12 protein-coding genes are annotated in these 13,427 nt (G+C 59.2%); 10 read left to right on the top strand and 2 right to left on the bottom strand.

Annotated elements, in window-relative coordinates:
* Positions 1-47: 47 nt before the first annotated feature.
* Positions 48-1,559 carry a heparinase II/III family protein gene (locus L2D14_02680; GenBank protein ID WNK00341.1) on the top strand — a complete coding sequence of 504 codons (1,512 nt, stop codon included), beginning with the start codon at positions 48-50 and terminating at the stop codon, positions 1,557-1,559.
* A gap of 168 nt (positions 1,560-1,727) precedes the next feature.
* Here L2D14_02680 and pgl read toward each other — a convergent pair whose 3' ends face one another.
* Both pgl and L2D14_02670 read right to left on the bottom strand, forming a co-directional pair.
* Positions 1,728-2,405: a 6-phosphogluconolactonase gene (pgl, locus tag L2D14_02675; GenBank protein WNK00340.1), complete on the bottom strand. Its 678-nt coding sequence runs from the start codon at positions 2,403-2,405 to the stop codon at positions 1,728-1,730.
* On the bottom strand, positions 2,402-3,679 hold the full coding sequence (locus L2D14_02670; protein ID WNK00339.1) for a nucleotide sugar dehydrogenase: 1,278 nt from the start codon (positions 3,677-3,679) through the stop codon (positions 2,402-2,404). Before L2D14_02670 ends, pgl begins: the two co-directional genes overlap by 4 nt.
* A gap of 199 nt (positions 3,680-3,878) precedes the next feature.
* Between L2D14_02670 and L2D14_02665 the strand changes: the two genes are divergently transcribed.
* The 9 genes from L2D14_02665 to L2D14_02625 all read left to right on the top strand — a co-directional run bounded on the left by L2D14_02665 (position 3,879) and on the right by L2D14_02625 (position 13,293).
* Positions 3,879-4,532 (top strand): winged helix-turn-helix transcriptional regulator, encoded by a 654-nt coding sequence (locus tag L2D14_02665; GenBank protein WNK00338.1) that lies wholly within the window; start codon positions 3,879-3,881, stop codon positions 4,530-4,532.
* The gene (locus L2D14_02660) at positions 4,529-5,032 is read left to right on the top strand and encodes a transcriptional activator RfaH (protein WNK00337.1); all 504 of its coding nucleotides are present in this window, start codon (positions 4,529-4,531) and stop codon (positions 5,030-5,032) included. The genes L2D14_02665 and L2D14_02660 overlap by 4 nt, the downstream gene beginning before the upstream one ends.
* 144 nt (positions 5,033-5,176) lie before the next feature.
* On the top strand, positions 5,177-5,917 hold the full coding sequence (locus tag L2D14_02655) for an acylneuraminate cytidylyltransferase family protein (GenBank protein ID WNK00336.1): 741 nt from the start codon (positions 5,177-5,179) through the stop codon (positions 5,915-5,917).
* The gene (locus tag L2D14_02650) at positions 5,914-7,260 is read left to right on the top strand and encodes an aminotransferase class III-fold pyridoxal phosphate-dependent enzyme (protein ID WNK00335.1); all 1,347 of its coding nucleotides are present in this window, start codon (positions 5,914-5,916) and stop codon (positions 7,258-7,260) included. Before L2D14_02655 ends, L2D14_02650 begins: the two co-directional genes overlap by 4 nt.
* A gap of 41 nt (positions 7,261-7,301) precedes the next feature.
* Positions 7,302-8,297 (top strand): hypothetical protein, encoded by a 996-nt coding sequence (locus tag L2D14_02645; GenBank protein WNK00334.1) that lies wholly within the window; start codon positions 7,302-7,304, stop codon positions 8,295-8,297.
* Complete coding sequence (locus tag L2D14_02640; GenBank protein ID WNK00333.1) at positions 8,294-9,121, top strand: SDR family oxidoreductase; 828 nt, start codon at positions 8,294-8,296, stop codon at positions 9,119-9,121. Before L2D14_02645 ends, L2D14_02640 begins: the two co-directional genes overlap by 4 nt.
* A gap of 41 nt (positions 9,122-9,162) precedes the next feature.
* The gene (locus tag L2D14_02635) at positions 9,163-10,200 is read left to right on the top strand and encodes an N-acetylneuraminate synthase family protein (GenBank protein WNK00332.1); all 1,038 of its coding nucleotides are present in this window, start codon (positions 9,163-9,165) and stop codon (positions 10,198-10,200) included.
* Positions 10,182-11,348 carry a UDP-N-acetylglucosamine 2-epimerase gene (gene neuC, locus L2D14_02630; protein WNK00331.1) on the top strand — a complete coding sequence of 389 codons (1,167 nt, stop codon included), beginning with the start codon at positions 10,182-10,184 and terminating at the stop codon, positions 11,346-11,348. Before L2D14_02635 ends, neuC begins: the two co-directional genes overlap by 19 nt.
* A gap of 88 nt (positions 11,349-11,436) precedes the next feature.
* Positions 11,437-13,293, top strand: coding sequence for a hypothetical protein (locus L2D14_02625; GenBank protein ID WNK00330.1), 1,857 nt, complete (start codon positions 11,437-11,439; stop codon positions 13,291-13,293).
* Positions 13,294-13,427: the final 134 nt, after the last annotated feature.

Genomic DNA, 13,427 nt, shown 5'->3' with positions numbered 1-13,427 from the left:
CCGCCGCACTGTCCGCCTGGGCGTGATGATGGGGAGCAACAGGCTGAATGTTTGACGTGATGCCCGAGCGGCTGCGTACACTGATTTTCGGCTCGGCAATCTATGATTGGCTGTTGCCGTCGAGGGCTCCGTCCAGTATCCGCGCCCCCAAGGGCCTGCATGGCCTCGGCGCAAAATCGGCTTGGCCTGCTGACATGCTTGCCGCACCGAAACAAAGCGCCGCCCACGCCCCTGTCATGGACGACAATTTTCGCGGCCTCGACGCCGCCCAGGCCAACCCGGCGGACATCTGGCCGGCCATCGACGCATGGATTGCCCGGCACCGGCGCTGGTCCCCCGATGCCTGGCGAGCCGATATTCTGGCCGAGCGACTCACGCGCTGGCTGACGGTTTATGACGCCATCAGCATCGGCATCGACCCCGCCGACCGCGCCGCATGGGCGACGGAGATTCTCAGAAGCGCCCTGCATCTGAACCGGGTTCGCAACATCGACACCGCACCGTGGCGGCGGTTTCTCGTGCATCAGGCGCGCATCAATGCCGCCATTGCCCTGCCGGAACTGGAAGGCACCCTGGCAAAACGCCTGAGCGAGCTGGGTCAGGATGTGGAGCGGCAGATTGCCGGCGACGGCGGTCATATCGAACGCGCCCCGGCCCGCGCCCTGGCCGTGCTGGCCATCCTGACGGAAATCCGCGACGCGCTCAGCGGCCATCATATAGAACCGCCGACGGGCCTGATTTCCGCCCTCGACCGCATGGTCCCGTTTATCAAGGCGCTGCAACATGCGGATGGCGGCTTCGCCCTGATCGCCGGCGCAACGGCGGACACCGGCGCGCTGATCGATGCCGTGATCGCGGCATCCGGCAGCAAGGGCCGGGCCATGGCGAGCGCGCCGCACACCGGGTTTCACCGCCTCCGCGCCGGGCAGACGACACTGATCTGCGACTGCGGGCGTACGCTTTCCGCAGACGCGCCGTTTCACGCACCCGCCAGTTTCGAGCTGAGCGCCGGCAAAGTCCGCCTGATCGGCAACTGCGGCATGCGTCTTGCCGCCGATGCGCAGCGCGCCGGGTGGCTTGAGGCGCTTTCCTCTACCGCCGCGCACAGCGCCCTGATTGTCGGCGCACGCGACGCCGGTGCGGTAACGCAGGCCGACGTCCAGCGCCGCGATCACGAAGGCGCACGGCTGATCGAAATGACCCACGACGGCTATCTGCGTCCCGCCGGGCTGATGCACACCCGCAGCATTTATCTGGATGCCAGCGGCAGCGATATCCGCGGCGAAGACAAACTCTCAGGCGCAGGCTCGCAGCCGTTTTCGGTGCGCTTTCATCTGTATCCGGATATCAGTGCCTCAATGGTCGCGGGCGGCGGCGAAGTGATCGTGAAGCCGCCGCGCGGCCGTGGCTGGCGTTTCACCTGCCATTACCCGGTGCGCCTCGAGGACAGTGTCAGCTTCTTCGACGGCCGCCAGCACCGCGCGCAGCAAATCGTCATTCTGGGAAACCATGAGCCGGCGGAAACCGTCGTCAAATGGCGCCTCGCGATCGACAGCTAGATCCTGTCCCCCTCACCTGTTCTCTCCCCCTCACCTGTCCTCTCCCCCATGAATGGGGGAGAGGGACCCTGACGCAACGAACGGCTCCCCTTTTCGCCGGTTCGAAGGAAATGGTGCTGCGTGAGTCCCTCTCCTCCGCGTAGCGGGGGAGAGGACAGGTGAGGGGGCTCAGGGACAGGCGAAAATTTTAATATCGAGCCTTTTATGCACAAGTAATGAAACCGGCACGGCAGGACTTGGGGGATGTCCCTCAGCTCGTTCAAGCACCTCGTGTTTTTCAGCATTGGAAACGTGCAGAAACAGATACCGAACCCTGAGAAGTTCACTCAGCGTCAGACTTATTCTCCCCCGGGGCGCCGAAGGCGCCGCGCTTTGAATGACCGGCGAAGTCGCGCTTTCAAAAGCCGCCGCATCGGCGGCGGAAAACAGCGAGGCGATGTGCCCGTCCGTCCCCATGCCGAGATAGGCGACATCGCAGGGCAGGATCGGGGCCAGTTTCCGGGTCGCGGCGTCAAGCGCCGCATCGAGCGGCATCGTCCCCGTCCAAAGCGGGACAAAACCGGCAGCCTGCGCACCGCGTTCGAGAAAACAGCGGCGCACCAAACCTGCGTTGCTGTCTTGGTGATCCGGGTGCACCCGGCGCTCGTCGACCAGCGTCACGTCGACGCGGGACCAGTCGATCGGCTTCGCCGCCAACAGGGGCAGTACGGTCCGGGGCGAGCGACCGCCCGACAGCGCCAGCGTGGCACGGGGTTTTTCCGCCAGAACCTTGCCAAGCGCATCGGCCAGCGCATCGGCCAGCGCCTCGGCGCACACTGCCGCGCCGGGATAATCGGTGCGGATCAAAGATCCCAGCGGCGGATGCCGTCCGGCAATTCAATATCGCGCCACATCCCCTTGAGATCGGCGATCAGCCCGCCGGCGGCAACCTGTGCCGCCAGGATTTCCGCCGTATAGTCGCAATAGGCCGCATGGCGGACGGCGCCGATGACGCAGTCAGCGGGCGGGATATCGGCGATCACCGGATGCAGCTCAAGATCGTATTCGCGTTTCGCTTCCGCCGGGTCGGCGCACGGGTCGTGCACATCCACATGATGGCCCATATCGGCAAGAATGCGCACCAGATCGGCGGATTTGGAGTTCCTGAGATCCGGTACGTTTTCCTTGAAGGTCAGACCGAGAACGAGAATCCGCGACGGCTTGGTGTCCAGATGCTGGTCGATCTGGGCGGCGATGAAGCCGGCCATGCTTTCGTTGATCCGCCGCCCCGACAGGATCACTTCCGGTTCGTGTCCGAGACTGCGCGACAGGTGCGCCAGATAGTACGGGTCGACGCCGATGCAGTGCCCGCCGACGAGGCCCGGCGTGAATGGCAGGAAATTCCATTTGGTCCGGGCCGCCGCCAGCACGTCGTGGGTCGACAGGCCGATCTTGTTGCAGATCATCGCCAGTTCGTTGACGAAGGCGATGTTGATGTCGCGCTGTGCGTTTTCGATGACCTTGGCCGCCTCGGCGGTCTTGATGTCCTTGGCGATGAAGATGTTGTCGCCGGTGACGCGGCCGTAGACATGCGCCAGACGCCGGGCGATTTCCGGCGTCTGCCCCGCGACCACCTTGGTGATGCGCTCGACGGTGTATTCCTTGTCACCGGGGTTGATACGCTCGGGCGAATAGCCGAGGAAAAATTCCTCGCCGCAGGCGAGGCCCGAGACGGCTTCCAGGGTCGGGCCGCAGAAATTCTCGGTTATGCCCGGATAGACCGTGCTTTCGAAGACGACGACGTCGCCCTTTTTCAGAATCTTGCCGAGTGTCCCGCAGGCCGCCGTGAGTGCGCCCAGGTCGGGTTTGTTTTCCGCATCCACCGGCGTCGGCACGGTGACGATATAGATACCGGCATCCTTAAGCTCGGCCGGGGTGTCGCTGAGCGCGATGGTACTGGACCTGAGGACCGCCGGGTCGACCTCGCCGGAACGGTCGACGGCAGCGCGAAGCTCGGCAATCCGCGTTTTCGAGACATCGAACCCGGTCACCGGGAAATGCCGCGCCAACGCCAGCGCCAGCGGCAGACCGACATATCCAAGGCCGATGACGGCGATTTTTTCGTTGGCGCGTGCGGTCATGTAAGCGAATCCCCTGAATTGTCCACGACCCGGCAGGACGATCGACCGCAAAACTAGGGCCAGTCAGTTGTTCATGCACGATATTTTTAACGTTCATAATGTGAACGCGTTTGACGTTCACATTATGAACAGTGTAATAAAGGTCAGCATTTCGCAATATCTGGTATCTATTTTTCGCCCTTTCTGTCCTGGAAAACAGATGACAAAAGCCAAATTCGGTACCGACCACATTGAGAACGAGCACCGCATCACGCTGGGTCTGTTGAATGCGGTGCATGAAAACGAGCGGGTCTCGCAGCGCTCGATCGCGTCTGAGCTGTCGATCGCGCTCGGCCTGACCAATACCTACCTCAAAAGATGCATCAAAAAAGGCCTGATCAAGGTCAATCAGGCGCCCGCCAACAGGTATGCGTATTACCTGACGCCGAAGGGATTCAGCGAAAAGACCCGGCTGACGGCGGCCTATCTTTCGCAGTCGCTGAACCTGTTTCGCGTCTCGCGCAACGAGGCCGAACAGATTTACAGTACATGTCTCGAGAAGAACTGGCGGCGCGTCGTCCTTCTCGGCGACGGCGATCTGGTGGAGATCTTCGCAATGTCCGCCAACGACAAGGATCTGACGCTGGCACTGTTCGCCAATTCAGACACCCACAACGTGTCGCTGGCGGGCCTTAAGCGGCTCGGCACGCAAGCCGAGCTTGAGGACTACGACTGCGTCATCGTCTGCGACATGAATGATCCGATACAGCTGCGCGACACGGCGCTCGGCCTGTTCGCCCGGGAACGCGTGCTGGCACCGGCGTTTCTCGGCCTCGACAAGCAAAGCGCGGTCATGCCAGGAGACGCCCCATGAGCTACTGGTGTGTCGCCAATACCCAGCCCAACGCCGAGGACAAGGCGGTCTTCCACCTGATGCGTCAGGGCTTCAATGTTCTGCTGCCCAAGCACCTGAAGCGGCGCAGCCATGCCCGCAAGGTTGATTGGGTGCCGCGTCCGCTGTTCCCGGGATACCTGTTCATCGAAATCGATCCGGCGTTTTCGCCGTGGCGGGCGATCCGCTCGACGGTCGGCATTTTCGACGTCATCCGCTTCGGCGACAGGCCGGCCCCGGTACCGGCCGGCGTGATGGACGAGATCCGCGCACGCCAGGACGCGAACGGCCTGATCAAAACCAGCGAAGGGCAGATGTTCAAGGCCGGCGAGCCGGTCCGCATCCTGCGCGGCGCGCTCGGTGAGTTCGAGGCGCTGTTCGAAGCCACCTGTGACCGGAACCGGGTCACGGTGTTGCTGAGTATCCTCGGCCGGCAAGTCCGGGCGCAGGTCAATAAAGAGGACGTCTTCGCCTCCACTTAAAGCGGCGGCGGCGTTCACCTGTGGTATCCCCCCACTCCGGGTCGTTTCACCCGGAGTGCGGTAGCATGGAAAAATTCCGAACGGCTCGCAGACGCCGGGCATTTTTTGCAGCCCCACCGGCGCTGCATTTTTAGGAACATCGGTATGCGCACTGAAAACAAAGAGGTCTTGTTTCTGATCACGGCGCGCGGCGGTTCCAGGGGCGTGCCGCAAAAAAATCTGCGTCAGATCGGCGGCTTGTCCCTGGTCGGGTTTAAGGCGCGTTCGGCGTTGGGTTCGAAATACTGCGCGCGCTTGATGATCTCCACGGATGATCCGGAAATACAGGCGGAAGCGGCACGCCATGGGGTCGACATCCCGTTTACACGGCCGGCGGCGCTGGCAACGGACGACGCCCGAAGCAATGATGTGATTCTTCACGCCATGGATTTTTTGGAACAGACGGAAAACCGCCGCTACGATGCGATCATGCTCCTCGAGCCGTCGTCGCCCTTCGCGCGCAGTGCGGACTACGATGCGGCGATCGAAATGTATGACCGGCTTCAGGCCAAATGCGTGCTGGGCATGCGCGAAACAGAAGTGAATTCCGTTTTTGTCGGCCCCCTGAGCGAAGACGGCAATGCCCGGCAAATCATCCAAAAGCTCTCGGGCATAAGTGAACTCCGGCGCCAGGCAATGGTCAGCGAATATACGATGAACGGCGCGTTATATCTGTTCGATTGGGACACCATGAGATCAACCGGCACCATATACGGCAATCCGGAAAAGTCTTACGGCTACAGGATGGACCGTTTCCACTCAATCGAGATCGATACGATGCATGATTTGAAACTGGCGGAATTCTTCGTTCGCGAAGGAACCGTCGATATGGCGGATTGGCAATGAGCACAAAAAAACACGACAAAACGACCCCCGCAACCGGCAAGGGCCAGGCGCTGTATGCCGCGGCCCGGAACATCATGCCCGGCGGCACGCAGTTGCTTTCCAAGCGTCCGGAAATGTTTTTGCCGGATCAATGGCCTGCATATTTCGAGAAGGCGCGCGGGGCCGAGGTGTGGGATCTCGATGGGCGCAAGTACTTTGATTTCACCCACTGCGGTGTCGGCACGTCCGCACTCGGATATGCCGACCCGGATGTAAACGCGGCGGTCGCCGAGGCCATATCCAAAGGGACGATGACGACGCTCAATTGCCACGAAGAGGTCGAACTCGCCGAATTGCTCATTGATCGTCATCCATGGGCGGACATGGCGCGTTTCGCCCGGACGGGGGGGGAAGTGTTGTCGATCGCGGTGCGGATCGCCCGGGCCGCGACAGGTCGTGACGGCGTGGCCTACTGCGGATACCACGGTTGGGCCGACTGGTATGTCGCGGCGAACATCAGTGACGACTCCAATCTCGACAACCACTTGTTGGCCGGCATTCCATCCGCCGGTGTTCCCAGCCGCCTTGGCGGCACGGTATTTCCGTTTGCCTACAACGACATTGAAGATTTGCGCGCCATCGTGGCCGCCCGAAAATCGGAGTTGGCCGCCATCGTCATGGAACCGATGCGCACGCTCCCGCCGGCACCGGGTTTTCTCGAGGAAGCGCGCCGGCTTGCCGATGAAGCAGGCGCGGTCCTGATTTTCGACGAAGTCACGTCGGGCTGGCGCATGACGACGGGCGGTATTCACATGACGATGGGGGTTACGCCGGACGTCGCGACCTTCGCCAAATGCATGAGCAACGGTTATCCGATGGCGGCATGTATCGGCAAGCGCGCGGTCATGGATTCGGCGCAAAGCTCGTTCATCTCCAGCGCGTACTGGACCGAAAGAGTGGGCCCCGTCGCCGCTCTGGCGACAATCAAAAAACACCTGGAACTCGATCTTCCGCGGCAACTGATTGCCAAGGGCGAGAAAGTCCAGGCCGGGTGGCGCCAGGCCGCGGATGCGGTGGGCCTGAAGATCAACGTTACCGGCATACCGCCGCTGGCGACCCTGTCCTTCGACCACGCCACGCCCCTGGTGCCGATGACCTTGTTTACCCAGCAAATGTTGGGACGCGGCTATCTGGCCGGCGGCCAGGTCTATTCGATGCTCGCGCATACGGACGACATGATCGACGGCTACCTCGCGAACGTTGCCGAAGTGTTCGGTGAAATCGCCGCCGGCGTGCAGGCGGACGATCTTGAGCAACGCCTGAACGGCCCCGTCAAACATGCGCATTTTGCCCGGCTGAATTAGTGTCGCCTTCGACAAACGCAACGACGCCTGAAGCCGGGAGCGTGCCTCTCAAGTGGCCGATGGAAGATATCCGTGTGTGCCTGGTCGGCTATCACGGTGCGCTTCTCAACCTGGCTGAAGTATTCCGCGCCAACGAGATCGACGTTGTCTGTGTCGTGACCCATATAGATGACCGCACCGGAAAGAAGGAACCTGAAGCGACGCTTTCCAGGTTCGGTTTGTTCGATTCGATGTCGGAAATCGCTGACGTCGCCGGGGCGCCGTTGCTTTGTGTCGAGGACCCCAATTCGCCGGAAGCCCTCGCTTCAATCAAAGAAACCGGGGCGAATGTCGCTTTTTCCGTATCCGCACCGATCCTCAAGGCGGCGTTTCTCGACAATTTCGATGGGTGGGTGTTCAACCTGCACGGCTCGCGCCACTACCGGGGCCGCGCCGGGCTGAGCTGGAATATTCTTAACGGTGTCGTCGATGATTCGGTGGTTCTGCACTGGATCGACCTGGGCATCGATTCGGGCGACGCGGTTTCAGAGGCGCCTTACACATGGCCGGAAAATGCCTATCCTGTTGATCTGTTCCGGGCTCAACGCAAAGCCTACGGCGAGCTTGCTCAGACCTGGATAACCTGCGCAAAGAACGGCAGCATTCCGAAAATCGGGCAAGATACGACGCGGGTCTATCTTCCTTCGCTATATACGGACGACGACGGATGGATTGATTGGAACCGGCCTCCGGCGGAAGCCGAGCGGGTTATCCGCGCGTTCGGCTGGCCTCATGCTGGCGCCTCGGCCCATATGCAGGCGGCCAACCGAAAGACACAACAGCGCATCCACGTTGCCCGCGCGCACATCGCCGAAAGTCCGATGCCGGCGCTTCATTGGCTCGCCAACGGCAGCGTTCTGTCGGCCAGCCGTACGGGCGGAGTCGATGTTGCCTGCGGTGGCGGCGTGTTACACATTGAAAGCTTGCGGACCCGGGACGATGAAGTCCCGGCCGGTGAAATAATTAGAGTAGGAATGCGTATGCGAGGCAAAACATGACGGCAAAAAATCTTTCCAATCTGTTCGATTTGTCGGGAAAAGTGGCTTTGATTACCGGCGGAACCGGCATTCAAGGCCAGCGCATTTCCCGTGGCCTCGCAGCCAACGGCGCCGACGTTGCGATTGTCGACCTCGATGCCGACGCAGCGGAAGATCTGGCCCGCGACATCGCCCAGGAATTCGGTGGCCGCGTGATCGGTATCGCTTGCGATGTCTCAAACCCCGAGTCGGTCCGCGCCATGGTCGACCAGGTAACCGAAACACTTGGCGGCATAGATGTCCTGCACAACAATGCAGCTTCCAAGACAAAAAATCCGGCCGATTACTTCAAGGACTTCGACGAGTTCGAGTTTCAGGTATGGCGCGACATTATGAGCGTCAATATCGACGGTATGTTTTTGATGGCCCAGGCGGTCGGCAAGCAAATGCTCAAGCAGGGACGCGGCGGCAGCATCATTCAAACCGCGTCCACATACGGTGTCGTCGGTCCGGACTTTCGAATCTATGAAGGTTCCGAGTACATGGGGCATACGATAACGACGCCGGCGGCGTACAGTGCTTCGAAAGGTGCTATCGTCGCCCTGACCCGATACCTTGCAACGTATTGGGGCGATAAGGGCATTCGCGTCAACACGCTCGTTCCGGGCGGCATCGAGTCGGGTCAGAACGAAACCTTTCAGGCAAACTACGGCGCGCGCACCCCGCTTGGGCGGATGGCGCATGTCGACGAGATGGTCGGGGCGGTCGTCTATATGGCCTCCGATGCGTCAAGCTACATGACCGGCCAGATGCTTGTCGTCGACGGCGGCTGGACCGCCTGGTGACGCTGAAAACTGAAATCAATAGGAAGGACAGGAACGCAAATATGGACGTGGCTCCTTTTATTATCGGCACCCGAGAGGTCGGCCCGGATGTCGCGCCCCTGGTTATTGCGGAAATCGGCATTAATCACGAAGGCTCTTTCGATAAAGCCATACAAATGGTTGATGACGCCGCCGCCGCCGGATGCGAATGCGCAAAATTCCAGTGCCATGTCATCGAAGATGAAATGATTCGAAACGACGTGATTCCCGGAAACGCAAAAGAATCCATCTGGGACATCATGGATCGGTGTAAATTGACCCCGGAAGAAGATAAGAAGCTGATGGACTACGTGCAGTCCAAAGGTATGATCTACCTTTCTACACCATTTTCCCGGGCCGCCGCGGATCTATTGGAAAGTATGGATGTGCCCGCCTACAAAATAGGTTCGGGTGAATGTAACAACTATCCGCTGCTTGAGCACATTGCGTCTTTCGGCAAGCCGGTCATCCTCAGCACCGGCATGAACGGACTGGACGCGATTGACAGAAGCGTTGAAATCTTCCGCTCCAGGAATGTGCCTGTTTGCATTTTGCAATGCACATCGATGTATCCGACGCCCTACGATCAGGTTCACCTGCGCGCCCTGGATGAACTCAAGCAGCGTTACGATACGAAGCTGGTCGGGCTGAGCGATCACTCTCTCGGTATCCATACCTGCATCGCCGCGACGGCACTTGGCGCCTGCATCCTCGAAAAGCATTTCACTTCGGACAAAACCTGGCCGGGGCCCGATGTGCCGATTTCGATCGACCCTGCCGAACTGGCGGAACTGATCGCTGGCAGCCGCGCCGTTCATATGGCCATGGGCGGCGGCAAGAAGGTCCATGAAGGTGAAGCCCCGACCATTGCCTTCGCCTATGCAAGTGTCGTTTCCATTCGTCCGGTTCGCAAGGGCGAGGCCTTTTCGATGGACAATCTGTGGGTCAAGCGTCCCGGAACCGGCGAAATTCTTGCCGAGCACTTCAAAGACATACTGGGCAAGGTCGCGACTCGTGACATCAATTCGGATGAGCAGATTTCATGGACCGATATCCAATAGGAAACGATGAACTGGCGGGACCGTTCGTCACCTTCATGACGGCGACCCGTGCCGATTTCGGCAAGCTCAAGCCCTTGATCGAACGGGTTGAAGCGTCCGGTAAATTTCATACCGAGATCGTTGCGACGGGCATGCACTTGTTGAAAAAGTACGGCTTTACCGTGAATGCGATTCACAAGGCGGGTTTCTCGAACATCTTTCCGTTGTTCAATCAATCCTCCAACACGATGACCAGCATGGATTTGTCGCTGGCAAGCGCCCTGACGCAATTCAGCCATTACATCAATGAACGGAACCCGGATCTGTTCGTCGTGCACGGCGATCGGATCGAGGCCCTCGCCGGCGCCTTGTCGGGGTCGCTGAACAACGTCCGAATTGCCCACATCGAAGGCGGTGAAGTTTCGGGAACAATCGACGAGTCGATGCGCCACGCAATTTCCAAGCTGGTACATGTGCATTTCGTCTCGAACGACAGCGCCAAGGACAGGCTGTTGCAACTGGGGGAACGCGAAGACTCTATTTTCGTGATCGGCTCGCCCGAAGTGGATGTCCTGCGAAGCAACAACTTGCCGACCTTGGATGAAGCAAAAGAATACTATGAAATCGACTTCGATGAGTACGCCATCTTTATCTGTCATCCGGTAACGACGGAAATAAATCTGCAGGAAAAGAAGATCAAAGCCATTATCAAGGCGCTGGCCCAAACCGGACATAATTATATCGTGGTCCACTCGAACAACGATCTCGGCTCCGATAACATCATGACCGAAGTGAACCACTTCGCGGAACAGCCCAATGTAAAACTGTTCCCCTCGCTTCGGTTCGAGGAATATCTGACGCTCTTGAAAAATGCCCGTTATATCGTCGGAAACTCAAGCTCCGGCGTCAGGGAGGCACCGGTGTTCGGCGTGCCATGCGTCAACATCGGAACCCGGCAGAAAAACCGTGCGGAAAACCACGCCATATTCGATACCCCGGAAGATACGGATGCGATCTATACGACGATCATGAATCTTCCGTCCCGCGTTGAACCCTGCATGTCTTTCGGCGAAGGCGGCAGCGCGGACAAATTTTTCGAGATCCTTCGAGGCGAAGAAATATGGCAGCTTCCGTTGCAGAAAAGCTTCATCGACCGGCCTGTCAGATAACATTCAGCGATTGAGCGCCAGAACAATAGACAACACTGACCTGATGAACGATTCGAGTTCGCAGCCCAAAGCGTCACGGGCTGCGGGATTGAGTGAGATATTCGTAACGCCGCCAAATTTGCGCGCGCGGTACGCGCGTCTTGCGCTGATCGTCGATGATCGGCCGCTCACCGATGAAGCGATTGTCGATCCAGACACATTGATCGTCACGTGCAATTGGCTGTTGGCCGAAGAACTAACGCAAAACGATTACGACTGTATCTATTTTGAACGCGGGTTACTGAACTGGGACATTCCGGAAAAACTTGGCCCGGATATTTTCATTCATTCGAACGGGTGGGTTTACGACGCGTCGAATAAAGACGTCACGGTCATCGACGGCGTTTCCCTGGGCAAGGCCCTGCACGGCGAGATTTTTGTTTGCATGATGAATTTTTACCGGCTCGACCGGGCTTTGCGCCAACTGATCGATGAGTTTTCATGCCGTGAAATTATCTTCTATGAGTTCGCCAGCGAATTGAACGTGCTCTCGAAACCCGAGCGGTGCAGCATCGTCGAGGCCGTCTGCAAGGACGCTCAAATCCTGTTTTCCGACAGAAGCGACGATTCCGACGGACTGTCATCCATCGCCGACCGTGCTTACGCGAAGAAACGGCAGATCGATTTCCGCGAATGCCTGGCAAGGGTCTATGAGCTTTCGTTGTCGGGCCTTTCATCCTTCCTGGCCATGTGGCGGAAGAAGCGCGACAGGGTGCTTGTTCTCGTGAACACAAACCTGCTCGGCGTTTTGCTGACGGGTATCACGCAGAGCGAATGTGCCCCCGTGGTTTCTGCCCGCGCCGCGCCAAAGAAATTCATGCTGATTTGGAAATGTCTTAAGGCCGGCGTTGTGTTCAGCAAACACCAACCCGTCCGGCTCAGCGCAGCCCAAGAAAAAGCAATCGATGACAAGTCGCGGGAAATCGTTGCTTATCTGGAAAACCACCCTTCCCACCTGCCGACGACGCTTCGCCGTATTATCGCGAACCGGATGGCCGCGGACGAGTTGAAGAAAACCTACACGCAAGCCATGGAAGCCGCGGCGGTCTGTGATCGGCATCGGCCGTGCCGCGTCGTCGTCGATGGGGTCAGAAACCCGCCCAATCGGTTTTACTGCGAGCAAGGCAAGAACGCGGGTATCGAGGTCGACTATATCTGGCACAGCCCGCATATCCCGATCGTCGACCGCGTCGATTCGCTTGGCGGGGAGCCGCGGACAGAACCTATGGTCACACGATGTCTTAGTTGGGGCCGCGTAAACGACATGTGGCTGGACGATATCAGCGCCCGTCAACCGCGCGCTCACGTCGGCTCGCCGCTTGCATTGGCACCACGCCGGCAAGGCGCCCTGCAGAAGGCGCCTTCCCAGGGCGCGAACGTGCTCGTCCTGCAATACACGCCGCTGCTCCAGGATCTTCGTGGCTTGAACAGTTACGCCTTCGTGTTCTTTGTCCGCACCGTCAGGATGCTGAAATCCCTCGGCTACAATGTCCGCTTCAAGCTGCACCCCGGTCCAGGCAGGTGGAAGCCGTCCTATTACGAAAATGTCGCGCGCGCCTTCCAGCTCGACTGTCCTCTGTCCAAGTCCGAGCCTTACCAGGAGGCCCTTTCGTGGGCCGACTTCGTCGTCGGCCCTATCCTGTCCGGCGCCATGTTCGAAACCCTTGCGGCAGGCAAGCCCTATTACCCGTTTTTGATCCCCGTCGACAGCATGGACACCCGCTATTACGGCGACTACCCGATCTACGAAACGCCGGAGCAACTGGCGGAGGATTTGAAGGGCAATGTCGTGCCCGACGCCGAAGCGATACTCGAAGAGGTCTATTCGATCCGGTCGATCCCCGACCCCGTGCAACGGTTTTGGGCGACCGTGGCATCAACGCCCGGCCGTTTCGAATCGAAGTAATCGATGATGTCATTTTCTGACCCGCATCGAAAAACGTACCGACGAAATCTTGTGGCTGTTCTCACGACGTGCCGTCGATTGGTGCAATTGCGGAAACGCGGGCACCTCTAACATCGACAAAAACACTTTTTCAT

The organism is Thalassospiraceae bacterium LMO-JJ14 (assembly GCA_021555105.2).
Classification (GTDB): domain Bacteria; phylum Pseudomonadota; class Alphaproteobacteria; order Rhodospirillales; family Casp-alpha2; genus UBA4479.
Note: the sequence above shows the minus strand (reverse complement) of the source record. Positions and strands in the feature narration are given on the sequence as shown.